Origin of the sequence: Hasllibacter halocynthiae (genome assembly GCF_003003095.1) — a bacterium.
Classification (GTDB): domain Bacteria; phylum Pseudomonadota; class Alphaproteobacteria; order Rhodobacterales; family Rhodobacteraceae; genus Hasllibacter; species Hasllibacter halocynthiae.
In genome coordinates, this window is the sequence record NZ_PVTT01000001.1 from 209,190 (window position 1) to 224,837 (window position 15,648).

General features: G+C 71.7%; 15 protein-coding genes and 2 tRNA genes. 14 read left to right on the forward strand and 3 right to left on the reverse strand.

Annotated features, from left to right (window positions below; translation table 11 throughout):
- Positions 1 to 195 precede the first annotated feature (195 nt).
- Genes BCF33_RS01060 through BCF33_RS01070 form a run of 3 tightly spaced genes read left to right on the forward strand, consistent with a single transcriptional unit; the run spans position 196 to position 3,139 of the window.
- Positions 196 to 2,187: a heme lyase CcmF/NrfE family subunit gene (locus tag BCF33_RS01060; protein ID WP_106159106.1), complete on the forward strand. Its 1,992-nt coding sequence runs from the start codon at positions 196 to 198 to the stop codon at positions 2,185 to 2,187.
- Positions 2,184 to 2,702, forward strand: a complete 519-nt coding sequence (locus BCF33_RS01065) for a redoxin family protein (RefSeq protein WP_106159107.1) — start codon at positions 2,184 to 2,186, stop codon at positions 2,700 to 2,702. Before BCF33_RS01060 ends, BCF33_RS01065 begins: the two co-directional genes overlap by 4 nt.
- Positions 2,699 to 3,139: a cytochrome c-type biogenesis protein gene (locus tag BCF33_RS01070; RefSeq protein ID WP_211292345.1), complete on the forward strand. Its 441-nt coding sequence runs from the start codon at positions 2,699 to 2,701 to the stop codon at positions 3,137 to 3,139. The genes BCF33_RS01065 and BCF33_RS01070 overlap by 4 nt, the downstream gene beginning before the upstream one ends.
- Here BCF33_RS01070 and BCF33_RS01075 read toward each other — a convergent pair.
- Together BCF33_RS01075 and BCF33_RS01080 are read right to left on the reverse strand one after the other, a co-directional pair.
- Entirely contained in the window at positions 3,136 to 5,097 is a 1,962-nt protein-coding gene (locus BCF33_RS01075; protein ID WP_106159108.1) for a protein-disulfide reductase DsbD family protein, read from the reverse strand. The two genes, BCF33_RS01070 and BCF33_RS01075, sit on opposite strands and share 4 nt — an antisense overlap.
- A 175-nt stretch (positions 5,098 to 5,272) precedes the next feature.
- Positions 5,273 to 5,347 (reverse strand) — tRNA-Thr (locus BCF33_RS01080).
- Positions 5,348 to 5,471: 124 nt separating this feature from the next.
- On the opposite strand from BCF33_RS01080, the gene BCF33_RS14160 reads away from it, so the two are divergent.
- The 11 genes from BCF33_RS14160 (at position 5,472) to BCF33_RS01130 (ending at position 11,934) form a co-directional block, all read left to right on the forward strand.
- The gene (locus tag BCF33_RS14160; RefSeq protein WP_170073269.1) at positions 5,472 to 5,618 is read left to right on the forward strand and encodes a hypothetical protein; all 147 of its coding nucleotides are present in this window, start codon (positions 5,472 to 5,474) and stop codon (positions 5,616 to 5,618) included.
- A complete protein-coding gene (murA, locus tag BCF33_RS01085; RefSeq protein ID WP_106159109.1) occupies positions 5,618 to 6,886 on the forward strand; it encodes a UDP-N-acetylglucosamine 1-carboxyvinyltransferase in 1,269 nt (422 codons plus the stop codon). Before BCF33_RS14160 ends, murA begins: the two co-directional genes overlap by 1 nt.
- A complete protein-coding gene (locus tag BCF33_RS01090) occupies positions 6,879 to 7,334 on the forward strand; it encodes a DUF2948 family protein (RefSeq protein WP_106159110.1) in 456 nt (151 codons plus the stop codon). The genes murA and BCF33_RS01090 overlap by 8 nt, the downstream gene beginning before the upstream one ends.
- Before the next feature lie 80 nt (positions 7,335 to 7,414).
- Entirely contained in the window at positions 7,415 to 8,704 is a 1,290-nt protein-coding gene (gene hisD / locus BCF33_RS01095; protein WP_211292346.1) for a histidinol dehydrogenase, read from the forward strand.
- Complete coding sequence (locus BCF33_RS01100; RefSeq protein WP_106159112.1) at positions 8,701 to 9,168, forward strand: UPF0262 family protein; 468 nt, start codon at positions 8,701 to 8,703, stop codon at positions 9,166 to 9,168. The genes hisD and BCF33_RS01100 overlap by 4 nt, the downstream gene beginning before the upstream one ends.
- Positions 9,165 to 9,617: an arsenate-mycothiol transferase ArsC gene (locus tag BCF33_RS01105; protein WP_106159113.1), complete on the forward strand. Its 453-nt coding sequence runs from the start codon at positions 9,165 to 9,167 to the stop codon at positions 9,615 to 9,617. The genes BCF33_RS01100 and BCF33_RS01105 overlap by 4 nt, the downstream gene beginning before the upstream one ends.
- Before the next feature lie 126 nt (positions 9,618 to 9,743).
- Complete coding sequence (infA, locus tag BCF33_RS01110) at positions 9,744 to 9,962, forward strand: translation initiation factor IF-1 (protein ID WP_007205486.1); 219 nt, start codon at positions 9,744 to 9,746, stop codon at positions 9,960 to 9,962.
- The gene (locus BCF33_RS01115) at positions 9,962 to 10,522 is read left to right on the forward strand and encodes a Maf family protein (protein WP_106159114.1); all 561 of its coding nucleotides are present in this window, start codon (positions 9,962 to 9,964) and stop codon (positions 10,520 to 10,522) included. The genes infA and BCF33_RS01115 overlap by 1 nt, the downstream gene beginning before the upstream one ends.
- Entirely contained in the window at positions 10,519 to 11,553 is a 1,035-nt protein-coding gene (locus BCF33_RS01120; protein ID WP_106159115.1) for a ribonuclease E/G, read from the forward strand. The genes BCF33_RS01115 and BCF33_RS01120 overlap by 4 nt, the downstream gene beginning before the upstream one ends.
- A gap of 34 nt (positions 11,554 to 11,587) precedes the next feature.
- A complete protein-coding gene (locus tag BCF33_RS01125) occupies positions 11,588 to 11,779 on the forward strand; it encodes a DNA gyrase inhibitor YacG (protein ID WP_106159116.1) in 192 nt (63 codons plus the stop codon).
- A gap of 80 nt (positions 11,780 to 11,859) precedes the next feature.
- Positions 11,860 to 11,934, forward strand: a tRNA-Phe gene (locus BCF33_RS01130).
- A 179-nt stretch (positions 11,935 to 12,113) separates the two neighbouring features.
- On the opposite strand, the gene BCF33_RS01135 is transcribed toward BCF33_RS01130, so the two are convergent.
- Positions 12,114 to 15,602: an error-prone DNA polymerase gene (locus BCF33_RS01135; protein ID WP_106159117.1), complete on the reverse strand. Its 3,489-nt coding sequence runs from the start codon at positions 15,600 to 15,602 to the stop codon at positions 12,114 to 12,116.
- Between the last annotated feature and the right edge of the window lie 46 nt (positions 15,603 to 15,648).

Sequence of the window (15,648 nt, forward strand, 5' to 3'; positions counted from 1 at the left end):
CCCCGGCGCCCCGGTGCCCGGTCCGGCGAAGCATCCGGTGCAGCCTGCATGTGCGGCACGCAGCATGGGGGACGCCGCGCCGGTCGTGCTGGACGCCGTCGTGGGGGCGCGCCCGCCGTCACGTCTGCGCGTGCGGGCGGCGATAGGCCGCCGCACCCCCTTGACCCGGCGGCCCGGCGCCCCCCTCTAGGACGCATGATCGCCGAGCTGGGACATCTCGCGCTTACGCTCGCCCTCGCGGCGGCGCTCGTGCAGTCGGTCCTGCCCATGGTCGGGGCCGCGCGCGGGGACGCCGCCCTGATGGGCAGCGCGCGGGCCACGGCCATCCTGCAGGCGGGGCTGTCGGGCTTCGCCTTCGCCGCCCTCGTCAACGCCTTCGCGGTCTCCGACTTCTCGGTCGTCAACGTCTACGAGAACAGCCACACGCTGAAGCCGATGATCTTCAAGATCGCGGCGGCCTGGGGCTCGCACGAGGGATCGCTCCTCCTCTGGGTGCTGATCCTCGCGCTCTTCGGGGCGGGGGTGGCGATCCTCGGGGCGGGCGTGCCGGAGCGGCTTCGGGCCCGGACGCTGGCCGTGCAGGCCTGGATCGCCGTGGGGTTCCTGACCTTCCTCCTCTTGACCTCGAACCCGTTCGACCGGCTCGACCCTGCGCCGCTGGAGGGCACGGACCTGAACCCGCTCCTCCAGCATGTCGGCCTCGCGCTGCACCCTCCGCTGCTCTATCTCGGCTATGTCGGGTTGAGCATCGTCTTCTCCTTCGCCGTCGCCGCCCTGATCGAGGGGCGGGTCGATCCGGCCTGGGCCCGCTGGGTGCGGCCGTGGACGCTGGCGGCCTGGGTGTTCCTCACTGGGGGCATCGCGCTGGGCTCCTGGTGGGCCTACTCGGAGCTCGGATGGGGCGGCTGGTGGTTCTGGGACCCGGTCGAGAACGTGTCGTTCATGCCTTGGCTCGCGGCGACGGCCCTTCTGCACAGCGCCATCGTCACCGAGAAGCGCGACGCGTTCAAGTCGTGGACGATCCTCCTGGCTATCCTGGCCTTCTCGCTTTCCCTCTTCGGGACGTTCATCGTCCGGTCGGGGCTCCTCACCTCCGTCCACGCCTTCGCGGTCGACCCCGAGCGGGGGATCTATATCCTCGGACTCCTCGTCGTCGCGATCGGCGGCTCGCTCGCGCTTTTCGCGGTGCGCGCCCCGGCGATGGAGCCCGGCGGCCTCTTCCGCCCGATCTCGCGCGAGGGGGGGCTTCTGATGAACAACCTCGTCCTCGGGACGATGACGGGGACGGTCCTCTTCGGGACGCTCTACCCCCTCGTCTTGGAGGGGATCACGGGCGAGCAGATCAGCGTCGGCGCGCCCTATTTCGATGCGACCTTCGTGCCATTGATGCTGGTCCTCGCCGTCTTCATGGGGCTGGGCCCGCTCCTGCCGTGGAAGCGCGCGGACCTCGCGGGGGCGCTGGCGCGGCTGCGGGTGGTGGCGGTGCTGGTGCTCGCCGTCATGGCGGTCGTCTGGTGGTGGCGTACGGACGGGCCCGTGCTGGGGCTCGTCGCGGTCGGGGTGGCGACCTGGCTGATCGGCGCCTCGCTGGCCGAATGGGCCGGTCGCGTCAAGCTCTTCGCGGATCCCGGCGCGGCCCTGCGCCGGGCCCGATCCCTGCCTCGGGCGGCGCACGGGATGATGCTGGCCCATGTCGGCGTGGGCGTGCTGATCCTCGGCGCGACCGCCTCGACCGCCTGGAAGGAGGAGGCGCTGGCCTTCGCCGCGCCCGGAACCTCGGTCGAGGTCGCGGGCTACACCGTCACCATGACGGACCGGGTGCGCGTGGACGGGCCTAACTGGATCGCCGACCGAGGCGTGCTGAGCGTCTCGCGCGGGGGCGAGGCCATCGGCGACCTCACCGCCGAGCGGCGCTTCTATCCGGCCGCGAACCGCTGGACGACCGAGAGCGGCATCCTTCGGCGCGGGTTCTCCGACCTCTACGTCACGGTGACGGAAGCGGTGAACGAGGACGCCGCGGGCGGCGCGCGCGTGCTGCGCGCCGTGTACGAGCCTTGGGTCAACCTCCTCTGGATCGGGTCGGCCATGCTGGTCGTCGGCGGGGCGTTGTCCCTGTCGGACCGCCGCCTGCGCGTCGGCGCGCCGCGGCGCGCGGCCCCTGCCCGGGGGGCCATGCCGGCGGAATGAGGCGGCTCCTCTTCTTCCTGCCCTTCGCGGTGTTCGGCGCCGTGGCGGGCTTCGGCCTCTGGGCGCTGACCTCAGGGCGCGACCCGAACGCGTTCGACTCGCCGGTCGTGGGTCGCGACCTTCCCGCCCTCGCGCTAGAGCCGCTGGCGGACCTGCCGCTCCTGCAGACCGGCGAGATCGGCGGCGGGGTGCAGGTGGTGAACGTCTTCGCGTCCTGGTGCGTGCCTTGCGTGGCCGAGCATCCGGTCCTCGTCTCCATCGCCGAAAGCGGCGTGCCGGTGCACGGGATCGCCTATCAGGACGCGCCGGAGGATACGTTGGCCTTCCTCGATGAGCACGGGAACCCCTACGCGAGCGTCGGACGCGACGCGGGTCGGCAGGTGCTGGAGCTGGGGCTTTCCGGCGTGCCGGAGACTTTCCTCGTGGTGGACGGGGCCGTCGCCTATCACGCCGCCGGGCCGATCCTCGGCGCGCCGGGGGACGCGTTCCTCGCGGCGCTGGATGCCGCGCGGTGAGGGCCGCGATCCTCGCCCTCCTCCTTATGGCGGCGCCTGCATGGGCGGCGACGGAGCCGGACGAGGTCTTGGCGGACCCCGCCCTCGAGGCCCGCGCCCGCCAGCTCGGCACGGAGCTGCGCTGCGTCGTCTGCGCGGGGGAGAGCATCGAGTCGAGCTCGGCCGGGGTGGCCCGTGACCTGCGCCTTCTCGTGCGCGAGCGGCTGGTCGCGGGCGACACCGACGACGAGGCGCTGGACTACGTCGTCGCGCGCTACGGCGAGGGGGTCCTCCTGCGGCCGCGGTTCGGGGGTCACACGCTGGCCCTGTGGCTGATGCCGGCCGGGCTGCTGGTCCTGGGCGGCGTCGGCGCGGCGACCGCCCTGCGGCGGCGCGGCAGGGGCACGGGCCGCGCGCTGAGCGCCGAGGAAGCCGAGGAGGTCGAGCGCCTGCGCTAGCGCGCGGCCTCGATGGCATCCTCGACGGCGCGGGTCGTCAGGATCTCGGGCAGGACGATGCCCTCAGGCGCGGCGGGCCCATAGACCGCGTTGAAGGGAATGCCGTAGCGGCCGTTCTCGATCAGGTAGTCCAGGATCGCGGGGTCTGGGCGGGTCCAATCGGCGCGCATGGGCGTCACCTCGTCCAGGAAGGCCGCGCCGTCGAGGACGGCGGCCTCGTTCACCTTGCAGGTCAGGCACCAGTCGGCCGTCACGTCGACGAGGACGACCTCGCCCCGGACGGCCCGGGCCATGACGTCGCCGCGGTCGAACGGAACCCAGAGCGCGTCGGCCTCCGGCGCGGCGCCAGCCGGGCGGTCCACGGCGAGCGGAACGAGAAGTGCGGCCAAGGCCAGCGGCAGGGCGGCCGGCGCGAGGCGGCGCAGCGCCGGGGCGAGGGCGGCGGCCAGCGCCAGGAACGCGACGAGGGCGGCGGCGGTCTGCCCCGCCACCCCGGACAGGACCCAGAGCAGCCAGAGCGCCGTACCCGCCAGGAGGAGCGCGAGGACCCCCTTCAACGCCAGCATCCAGCGCCCGGGCCTGGGTAGCAGGCGCACTGCGCCGGGGAAAGCCGCGACGAGGAGGTAAGGGAGCGCGAGGCCGACGCCGAGCGCCCCGAACACCGCCAGGATGACCGGTCCGCCGGAGGCGAGCGCGAAGGCCACCGCCGTGCCCAGGAACGGCGCCGAGCAAGGCGTCGCGAGGATCGCCGCGAACGCCCCCGTGGCGAAGTCGCCCGCCAGGCCCCCGTGCCCGCGCGACAGGAACGTCGAGAGGGCCGGGGGAAGGCGCAGCTCCCACAGCCCCGCTAGGTTCGATGCGAACAGCGCCAGGATCGCGACGAGGGCCGCCAGAAAGACGGGCGACTGGAACTGCATTCCCCACCCCACCGCGAGGCCCGCGGCCCGGGCCGCCCAGGCGACCCCCCCCAGCACGACGACGAAGGCGAGTGCCCCGAGGCCGGAGGCGAGGAACCCGGCGCGAACCCGTGCGGGCGACCCGCCGGCGGCCGAGGCGGCATGGGCTAGCTTTATCCCCAGAACGGGCAGCACGCAGGGCATGAGGTTCAGCACCGCCCCGCCCGCGAAGGCCAGGATCAGGACCCAGCCCAGGCCGGCGGCCCGGCGCGGCATGGAAGGTGCGACGGCGAGGGGTGCGGCGTCCATTCGCCAGCCGGCGTCCCCATCCGTCACGACGATTTCGACCGGACCTTCCTCCGGGTCGGAGGTCAGCGGGAAGCGCGCGGTGACGGTGGCGCCCTCGGCGGCGATCTCGGGGGCCGCGAAGGCGGTCCGGCCGGCGACGGGGAACACGTCCGGCGCGGCGAGGGTGCGGGGCGCTTCGATCCGCACGGTCAGCGCGTCCTCGTCCATGTGCGCCTGGGCCCGCCCCCCCTCTTCCGGAACGGCCGCGGCCGCGGCGGCGATCAGCGCGGCAGAGGCCGGATCGGCCGAGGCGAGGCCCGCGGGCAGATCGAGGGCGAGGGTCATCTCCTCGGGCACGCAGATTTCCGCGCAGACGAGGAAGTTTGCGTCGAGGCGCAGGCGCGCCGCCTCGCCCGGGCGCTCCAGCGCGATGCGGACCGGCAGGACCAGGCGGCCCTCGTAGCCGAAGTTCTCGATCCCGAAGGCGGTGAAGCGTGTGGGTGCGGGCCAGAGGATCTGCGCGCCGGCCACGTTCTCGGACCGCGACCAGTCGAGGCGCGGGGGCAGCCCCACCTCGCCCGGCGAGCGCCAGTAGGTCTTCCACCCCCCAGCGAGGTTCATGTCCACCGCTGCGGACAACGTCCCTGCGTCGGGCGCGACCGCGTTCTCGGCCGAGATCAGCCGCGTCTCGGCCACCGGGGTGACGTGTGCCTCGCCCGTGGCCGCGAAGGCGGCCCAGGGAAGGAGCAGCAAGAGAACGAGCGCGCGGAGCATGGGTCCGCTGTTGGCGGCCCCGGCGCCGTTTTGCAAATCAGGAGCATGTTAGGGAATGTGACAGGGCGCCCGCCGATCGCGGCCATTCGAACGGACCGCGCCGGTGAAGGCCGTTCCTGCGATGACCGGCAGGGGCCTTCGGCGACGACGATAGGGTCCGCATGCATGGGAGTCGTGGTGCTGCCGGAGAGATTTGAACTCTCGACCTCTCCCTTACCAAGGGAGTGCTCTACCCCTGAGCTACGGCAGCAGCGGGGCGGCCTCTAGCCGGGGCGGAGCGTCCGCGCAAGGGCGGCCGGGGGGATTCGGGGGGCGTCGCTGGACGGGCCCGGCGGGGGCGGCTAGACGAGGCGGGAACCCGGGTGGGGCGAGGCATGTCCGACGATCGGTCGAAGGATCCGAAGGCGGCGCGTGAGGCGCGGCTGAAGGCGGCGCTGAAGGCCAACATGGGCCGGCGCAAGGCGCAGAGGCGCGCCCGGGACGAGGCGGAGAAGCCCGAACGGGCCGGGGAGCGGGACTGATGGACCAGATCGTGGTGCGCGGCGGGGGCGAGTTGAACGGCCGTATCCCCATCGCCGGAGCGAAGAACGCAGCCCTGACGCTGATGCCCGCCACGCTGCTCTCAGACGAGCCGCTGACGCTGACCAACGCGCCGCGCCTCAGCGACATCCGCACGATGGCGACCCTTCTCGGCTCGCTCGGCTCGGAGGTCGCGTCCATGGCGGACGGGCGGGTCCTGGCCCTCTCCTCGCATGGGCTGCGAAGCCACCGGGCCGATTACGACATCGTGCGGAAGATGCGGGCCTCGATCCTCGTCCTCGGGCCGCTCCTCGCGCGGGACGGGCAGGCGGAAGTGTCCCTGCCGGGCGGCTGCGCGATCGGCGCGCGGCCCGTCGACCTTCACCTGCGCGCGCTCGAGGCCATGGGCGCCGAGCTGGACCTGCGCGACGGCTACGTCCACGCCAAGGCCCCGGGCGGGCTCAAGGGCGGCCGGGTGTCCTTCCCGTTCGTCTCGGTCGGCGCGACGGAGAACGCGTTGATGGCCGCCACGCTCGCCAAAGGGACGACGGTGATCGCGAACGCCGCGCGGGAGCCGGAGATCGTCGACCTCGCGCGATGCCTGCGTGCGATGGGCGCGCAGATCGACGGAGAGGGAACCGGCACAATCACCGTGCAGGGCGTCGATCGGCTGGGCGGGGCCACCCATCGCGTCGTGGCCGACCGGATCGAGTTGGGGACCTACATGCTGGCCCCCGCGATCGCCGGCGGAGAGGTCGTGTTGGAGGGCGGCGCCCTGGAGCTGGTATCGGCCTTCGTCGAGAAGCTGGCCGGCGCCGGCATCGACGTGGAGGAGGTCGAGGGCGGGCTGAAGGTCACGCGTGCCGACCGCGCAAGGGCGGTGGACGTGACAACCGAGCCCTTCCCCGGCTTTCCGACCGACCTGCAGGCCCAGATGATGGCGATGCTCTGCACCGCCGAAGGCGTCTCGGTCCTGGAGGAGCGCATCTTCGAAAACCGGTTCATGCACGCGCCCGAGCTTGCCCGCATGGGCGCCGGCATCGACGTGAGGGGCGGCACGGCCACCGTCACCGGCGTAGACCGGCTGAAGGGCGCGTCCGTGATGGCGACGGACCTGCGGGCGTCGGTCTCGCTCATCTTGGCCGGGCTCGCCGCCGAGGGCGAGACGCGGGTGCGGCGGGTCTATCACCTCGACCGGGGCTACGAGGCGGTCGAGGAGAAGCTGCGCGCCGTGGGCGCCGACATCGAGCGGGCGCCCGAGGATGCCTGACGCCCGCTTCGCGGATGGCGACGGCAGGCCGTTGCGGCTGCTGGCGCGGGATGCCGACGATCTGGGGGTCCTCGCCGCGCTCTGCCAGGACGCCGTCCTGACCGGCGCCGACATGGCATGGGATCGCAGAAGCCGCACGTTCGGGCTGCTGCTGGGCCGGGTGCGCCGCGAGGTCCCCTCCGATCCGCCCGAACGGGTCCGCGCGGTGCTGGCCTTCGAGGACGTGACGCGCGTGCAGTCCGACGGCGTCGGCCGGGGCGCCGACGAGGTGCTGTCGCTGCTGGACCTCTCGTGGGAGGGTGGCGAGGACTGCGCCGGCGTCCTGCTGCTCACCTTCGCGGGGGACGGCGCCGTCCGGCTGGAGGTGGAGGCGCTGGGCGCGCAGCTTTGGGACGTGACGAAGCCCTATGCCGCCGTCTCGGGGAAGATTCCCGACCATTCGGACTAGGGGCCGCGTGAGGGTCCGCACGGCGGCCCTCCGAACGAAGAATCAGGGGATCGGCAGGAGGCGCGGGCGGTTTGGGTCGGATGCTGCGGACATGGGATCACGGGTTCGAGGCGGCCTTCGAGGCGCTGCTGACGGCCAAGCGCGAGGATGCGCCGGAGGTCGACGAGGCCGTCGCCGGGATCATCGCGGACGTCCGCGCCCGCGGCGATGCCGCGCTGGTCGAGCTGACGGCGCGTTTCGATCGGGTGGATGTCGCGGGGCGGCTGCGGGTCCCGGAGGGGGAGATCGACGCCGCCCTGGCTGCCGTGCCCGAGGCCGAGCTCGCCGCGCTGCACCTCGCCGCGGAGCGGGTCCGGGCCTATCACGAGCGGCAAGTTCCCCGCGACGAGAGCTGGGAGGACGAGGCCGGCGCGACCCTGGGGTGGCGCTGGACGCCGGTGGATGCCGCTGGCCTCTACGTGCCGGGAGGTCAGGCGAGCTATCCCTCGTCGGTTCTGATGAACGCGGTGCCCGCGAAGGTCGCAGGGGTCGCGCGGCTTGCGATGGTCACGCCGATGCCCGAAGGCCGGGTCAACCCGCTGGTCCTTGCCGCGGCGCGGATCGCCGGGGTGGACGAAGTGTGGCGTGTCGGGGGGGCGCAGGCGGTGGCCGCGCTAGCCTACGGCACCGCGAGCATCGCCCCCGTCGACAAGATCACGGGCCCGGGCAATGCCTACGTAGCTGCTGCCAAGCGCCGGGTCTTCGGCAAGGTCGGAATCGATTCCATCGCGGGGCCATCCGAGGTGCTGGTGATCGCCGATGCTGCCAACGACCCCGATTGGGTGGCCGTGGACCTGATGAGCCAGGCGGAGCACGACGCCTCCGCTCAGGCGATCCTCGTCACCGACGATGAGGGGTTCGGAACGGCCGTGGCCGCCGCCGTCGCCGCCCGCCTCGAGACGATCGAGCGACGGGCCGTCGCCGGCGCCTCCTGGCGTGACTTCGGCGCGGTGATCGTCTGCGGGAACCTGTCGGAGGCGGCCGAACTCGCCGACCGGCTCGCACCCGAGCACCTCGAGCTTCTGGTGGAGGACCCGGACGCGCTGGCGGCGCGCATCAGGCATGCCGGCGCCATCTTCCTCGGCCGCTGGACGCCCGAGGCGGTGGGCGACTACGTCGCAGGGCCGAACCACGTGCTGCCGACCTCTCGCACGGCGCGTTTCTCGTCTGGCCTGTCGGTGCTCGACTTCATGAAGCGTACCACGCTGACCCGGATGACGCCGCAGTCCCTCAAGGCGATAGGTCCCGCTGCCGAGACGTTGGCCCGAAGCGAGTCGCTCGAGGCGCATGGCTTGTCGGTGGCGCTGAGGCTGGCACAGTTGAACCGATGACCCGCCTCGCCTCCGTCACCATCGACGACAGCGCCCTGCCACCGCCGACGCCCGAGATCGAGCAGGAGCGCAAGGTCGCCGTCTTCGACCTTCTCGAGGACAACGCGTTCGGGCTTCCGGGCCGCGGGGCCGGGCCCTTCGACCTGACCCTCGCGATCCGCGACCGGCGGCTGGTCTTCGACATCTCCCATGCGGGCGAGGAGGCGGCGCAGTTCCATCTCGCCCTCGGCCCGTTCAAGCAGGTGGTGAAGGACTACTTCGCCATCTGCGAGGCTTATTTCGACGCGGTGAAGACGCTGCCCCCCTCGAAGATCGAGGCGATCGACATGGCGCGGCGGGGCATCCACGACGAAGGGGGGCGCGTCCTCCTCGAGCGGCTGGAGGGAAAGGCGGAGACCGACCTGCCCACGGCGCGCCGGCTCTTCACGCTGATCTGCGTGCTCCACTTCGGGGCCAGCGGATGAGCGGCTTCCCGCAGGCCGTCCTCTTCTGCTGCGACCACAACTCGGTCCGCTCGCCGATGGCGGAGGGCATGATGAAGTCGCTCTACGGCACGAGGGCCTATGTCCAGTCGGCCGGCGTGAAGGGCGAGAGGGAGATCGACGGATTCTCCGTCGCGGTGTGCCGCGAGATCGGGGTCGCGCTGGACGCGCATCGCGTCCGCTCCTTCGACCAGATGGAAGCTCTGGGCGACGATCTCGGGGGGTTCGATCTGATCGTCGCGCTGTCGCCGGCCAGCCAGCACCGGGCGCAGGCGCTGGCAGAGGAGCACGCGCTGTCGGTCGAGTACTGGCCGATCCTCGATCCCACGGGGCTGGGCGAGGACCGGGAGGCCAAGCTGGCGGCCTACCGCGAGACGCGCGACCAGATCCGCGAGCGCATGGTCAGCCGCTTCGGCGAGCCCGGAGCGTAGCCCGCCCGCCACCTCGGGGCCAGCGCGGGGCGACCTCCTCTCGGTCCGACGCCGCGACTTGAAAACCGTGTCCTTCCGTCGCATATGCGCCCGGCCTCCAATCGGAGGCAGCTGCAAGGAGTGCTCATGGCCAAGGAAGAACTGCTCGAATTCCCGGGCGTCGTGAAGGAGCTCCTGCCGAACGCGACGTTCCGTGTCGAGCTGGAGAACGGCCACGAGATCATCGCGCACACGGCGGGAAAGATGCGCAAGAACCGCATTCGTGTGCTGGCTGGCGACAAGGTACAGGTCGAGATGACGCCCTACGACCTGACCAAGGGCCGCATCAACTACCGCTTCAAGTAGTGCGACTGATCCTCGGCTCCGGCTCGCCCCGGCGGCTGGAGCTTCTGGCGCAGATCGGCGTGGTGCCTGACGAGATCCGCGCTGCCGATATCGACGAGACCCCGCGGAAGGCAGAGTTGCCGCGCCCCTACTGCGTCCGCATGGCGCTTGAGAAGTCCGAGGCGCTGGAGGTTCGTGCGGGCGAGGTCTTGCTGACTGCCGACACCACAGTCGCCGTGGGCCGCCGCATCCTCGGCAAGCCGTCGGACGAGAGCGAATGCCGGGCGTTCCTGTCCCTCCTGTCCGGGCGTCGCCACAAGGTCGTGACGGCCGTTGCGATGCGCACCGCCGGTCGCACGTGGCAGCGGGACGTCGTCACGACCCTCAAGATGAAGCGGCTGGCGGGCGAGGAGGTCGATGCCTACCTCGGCACCGGCGATTGGAAGGGCAAGGCGGGCGGCTACGGCATCCAAGGGCCTGCAGCGGCCTTCATCCCCTGGCTGCAAGGATCCTATTCGGCGGTGGTGGGCCTGCCGCTGGCCGAGACGCGGGGGCTGCTGACGGCAGCGGGCCTGCCATGAAGGGGCGCGTCGCCGCGCTCGGGATCGTGGAGGGGCGCCAGGTCGCGGGCCTCGTCGTCGATGGGCGGGTCGAGGATCTGCTGGTCGAGGGACCCGGCCTCGCCCCTGGGGCGGTGCTGCGGGGGGTGGTCGACAGGCCGCTGAAGGGCACGGGGGGGGTCATCGTGCGCCTGCCGGGAGGCACTGGTTTCCTGCGGGGCGCGAGGGGGCGTCGCCCCGGCGAGGCGATCCTCGTTCAGGTCGTCGGCTGGCCCGAAGGTGGCAAGGCCGTACCGCTGACCGACCGCGTCGTCCTGAAGTCGCGCTACGCGATCGCCACGCCGGGCGCGCCGGGAATCAACGTCTCCCGCGCGATCCGTGACGAGGACATGCGCGACGAGCTGACAGTGCTGACCCGCGAGGTGCTGGTGGACGCGCCCCTGCCGGACGGGGTGGGACTGATCCTGCGCTCCGCCTGCGAAGGCGCTGACATGGACGCGGTCGCGGCGGACGTGGCGGCCGCCGCGGGCCTGGCCGCGCAGGTACTTGGCGATGCCGGGGGTGGGCCCGAACTCCTCGTCGATGGCCCTGACCCTCATGTGGCCGCATGGCGCGACTGGGATGCGCGGCCCGACGACGCCCCGGATGCGCTAGCTCGGCACGGCGTGCTCGACGCGCTGGACGCGCTCTCCCGCCCCGACATGCCGCTGCCCGGCGGCGGCACGCTCGCGGTCGAGGCGACGCGGGCGCTGGTTGCTGTGGACGTGGACACGGGGTCCGATCGCTCGCCGGCCGCGGGTCTCAAGGCCGGGATCGCCGCCATGCGCGAGCTGCCCCGCCAGCTCCGCCTCAGGGGGCTGGGCGGCATGGTGGTCGTGGACCTCGCGCCCGTGCCGAAGAAGGACCGTCGCCAGATCGAGGCGGCGCTGAAGGCCGCGCTGCGCGCCGACCCGGTCGAGACCTCGGTCGCGGGCTGGACGCCTCTCGGCAATCTCGAGATGACCCGCAAGCGCGAGCGGCTGCCCCTGTCGGTAGCCCTTTCCCGGCGCTGACCCCACACCCATATCGGCGGAGAAGGAGATGCCGATGGCTTGCCCGATCTGTTCGAAGGAGGCGGACGCCAAGTACCGCCCGTTCTGCTCCAAGCGGTGCGCGGACGTCGACTTGGGACGCTGGATGACGGGCGCCTATGCTGTCCCCTCGCGCGATCCCGACGACGCCGAGAAGGCCGCCGACGCGTTCGAGCGCGGCATCGGCGACTATCCGACCCGGCACTGACCGGGCCCCTCTTGCGGCACCTGGGAGGGGTCGGTAAGGGATGCGGACCCCGCGGAGGCCCAGCTTCCGAAGGACCCGGTGCCTGGGTAGCTCAGGGGTAGAGCAGTGGATTGAAAATCCTCGTGTCGGTGGTTCGATTCCGCCCCCGGGCACCATCTCATCCTATCTGTCCCGCGGTCGCCTCAGCGCCTCTCTGATGGGGCATCTCCGGCGTCATGATTTCGGCGCCGATCCTTTTCGGCAGCCGCCTCGTGACGAAGGCGCGCCTCCCGTGCGGGGGGTGCGGTCCGGTCGGCCGCCGGGTCCGGGCGGCACGTGCTGATGCCGGGGGCGGTCAATGGAAGTCGCGCGACTTCGGAATGACGCGTGCCTCGCGCGGATGGGTGCGAGGCACCTGAGCCATCGCGTCCACCTGGTGCGGGATCGGCTTGGTCGGATGGTCGCCGCGCACGGTGACGGCGCGCATATCCTCGTTCGAAAGGGCGGCGAGGCGATCCGATCGGTCGTAGAGCGCCTCGGCCACCAGATGCGTGACCCGCCCATCGGACTGAACCGTTCCTTCCACGGCCATCAGGCGAGCAGACATGATCCGTCCCCGCCACAGCGCAAACCGATCGGGCCAGATCACGAGGTTGATCACCCCCGTCTCATCCTCGAGCGTAACGAAGCACACCCCCTTGGCGCTGCCGGGCTTCTGGCGGACGAGGACCAGCCCGGCCGCCTTCGCGCGCCGCCCGTGGCCGACTTCGCGTCCCAGGGCCCGGGCGGGAACGTAGCCCTGCCGGGCGAGCGAGGCGCGAAAGAAGGACATGGGGTGGCGCCGCAAGGAGAGGCGGGTGGTCTGATAGTCGGCGACCACCTCCTCCGAGGAGGGCATGGGTGGCAGCGCCACCGGACGATCGGGCCCTTCGGATCGGGCGTGGGCGGCGTCGAACGCGGGCAGGGCGCGTCGATCCCCGAGCGCGTTGACGTCCCACAGAGCCTCGCGCCGGGCGCGGCCCAGCGAGGCGAGCGCGTCTGCCTCCGCGAGAAGGCGCATGGCGCGGGCGTCGAGGCCCGCCCGGGCCCGCAGGTCGGTCGCGTCGCGGAACGGGCCCTCGGCGCGGGCCCGGGATATCCGCCTCGCGTCCTCCTCGCCGAAGCCGTCGATCTGGCGCAGGCCGAGGCGCAGGGCGTGCATCATCATTCCTGCGCGGGGGCCCCAGGCCCGCGGAACGGAAGGCTCGGGCGCTCCGCCGTCTTCCACCGATCGCGTCCATCCGGCCGCCGGGGGCGAAGGCGCCGCAGTCCCGTCCCCGCCGGCCCGGCTCGCGGCATCAACGCGGCGTGGCCCATCATCCTTCGCCGGCTCCAGCGTGCAATCCCATTCCGAACACGAGACGTCCGCTGGCCGCACCTTGACCCCGTTCTCGCGCGCGTCCCGCACGATCTGGGCGGGTGCGTAGAACCCCATGGGCTGCGAGTTCAGCAGCGCAGCCGCGAAGGCGTCCGGAAAATGGCACTTCATCCAGGACGAGACGTAGACCAGCTTGGCGAAGCTGGCCGCATGGCTCTCGGGAAAGCCATACTCGCCGAAGCCTTCGATCTGGGAGAAGCAGCGCGCGGCGAACGCGCGCTCGTAGCCCCGCGCGACCATGCGTTCGACCATGCGCTCCTTGTAGGACGAGACCTTGACCCCCTTGTCGCGGAACGTCGCCATCGCCTTGCGAAGCTGGTTCGCCTCCGCGGGGGTGAACTCGGCGGCGACCATGGCGATCTCCATCGCCTGCTCCTGGAAGATCGGCACGCCCAGGGTCCGGCCGAGGATGTTCTCCAGCTCCATCGGGTCGTGCCCGGGACCCGGCCGGGGATACTCGATCGTCCCGATCCCCGAACGCCGCTTGAGGTACGGATGGACCATGTCCCCCTGGATCGGCCCCGGACGGACGATCGCGACCTCGATCACGAGGTCGTAGAAGCACCGTGGCCGCAGCTTCGGGAGCATGGCCATCTGCGCCCGGCTCTCGACCTGGAAGACGCCGAGGCTCTCGCCGCGGCAGAGCATGTCGTAGGTCCGCGCGTCGTCCTTCGGGATGGTGTGCAGCTCGTGCCGAGGACCGCCATGGGCGGCGATCAGGTCGAATCCCTTGGCCATGCATGTCAGCATTCCCAGAGCGAGGACGTCCATCTTGTAGAAGCCCATCGCATCGACGTCGTCCTTGTCCCATTCGATGAAGGACCGCTCGGGCATGGCGCCGTTGCCGACGGGGACCAGCTCGGTCAGGGGGGCGTTCGTCATGACGAAGCCGCCCACGTGCTGAGAGAGGTGCCGGGGCAGGCCGATCAGCTCCCGTGCGAGCTTCACGCACAGGGTCAGCCTCCGGTCGCTCATGTCCAGGCCCGCCTCGGCCACGCGGTCGTCGCCGACCTGGCCCTCGAAGTGGCCCCAGATCGTCCCGGCGAGCTTGGCGGTGACGTCCTCCGTCAGCCCCAGCGCCTTGCCCACCTCGCGGATCGCGCTGCGGGGGCGGTAGTGGATCACCGTCGCCACGAGGCCGGCCCGGCGGCGCCCGTACTTGCCGTAGATGTACTGGATGACCTCCTCGCGGCGCTCGTGCTCGAAATCGACGTCGATGTCGGGCGGCTCGTTGCGCTCGGCCGAGAGGAACCGCTCGAAGAGGAGCCTGTGCTCGTCCGGGTCGACGGCCGTGATCCCCAGGCAGTAGCACACGGCGGAGTTCGCCGCCGAGCCGCGCCCCTGGCAGAGGATCGGGACCGGACGGGTCCGCGCGAAGCGGATCACGTCGTGGATGGTCAGGAAGTAGCCTGCGATCCCGCGTGCGCGGATCAGCTCGAACTCCTTCTCGATGGCCTTGGCAACCTTCCCGGGCACCCCCTGGGGATAACGCTCGGCCGCCCCCTCCCAGGTCAGGTCCTCGAGATGTTCCTGGGGGGTCTTTCCCGGCGGCACCGGCTCGTGCGGGTAGTCCTGGCGTAGCTGGTCCAGCCGGAAGCCGATCCGGTCGGCCAGTTCGCGCGTGGCGCGGATCGCATGGGGCCATTCGCCGAAGAGGCGGACCATCTCCTCCGGGGGCTTGAGGTGACGCTCGGCGTTGGCCTCGAGGAGAAGGCCGGCCCCGTCCACCGTGACGCCGTGCCGAATGCATGTGAGGACATCCTGCAGAGGGCGGCGGGAGGGGACGTGGTAGAGCACGTCGTTCGTCGCCAGAAGCCGCAGCCCGTGCCGACCCGCCAGGGCGTCTAGACGATTGATCCGCGCCCGGTCGTCGCCCCGGTGAAGGTGGCTCGCCGCGAGATATCCCATTCCGGGCAGCGCCGCGGCGAGGCGCGCCAGATCGCCCTCGAAGGCATGGAGGTCCGGCTTCGGCAGGGCGATCAGATGCAGCCCTTCGGCATGCCCGGCCAGCATGGGAAGGGTGATCTCCGTGACGTCCTTCGCCTGCCACTTTCCTTCCGGCGTCTCCATCTTGCCCCGGGAGAGGAGCGAGGAGAGGCGGCCATAGGCAGCGCGATCCTGGGGATAGGCCAGAAGCTCGGCCCCGCATGTCAGGGCGAGGCGGCAGCCGATCAGGGCATCAACATGGGCCGTGCGCCCCTCGACCATCATGCGGACGGCCCCCGCGAGGCTGTTGCGATCGGCAAGGCCCACCCTGTCATAGCCCAGGAGGTTCGCCGTGGCGGCAAGGTCCATCGGCTCGGACGCGCCGCGGAGAAAGGAGAAGGCCGAGGCCATCCCCAACTCGACGAAGGGGGCGGGCGGGTTCGGGTGGAACCGCTCGTCCGGCGCGAGGGTGCGCTTGGCGGGGCCGTCGTTCAACGGCATGGCGCAGCCTCCCGGAGGGGGGCAAGGGACAGCCCGCCCGCGGGCG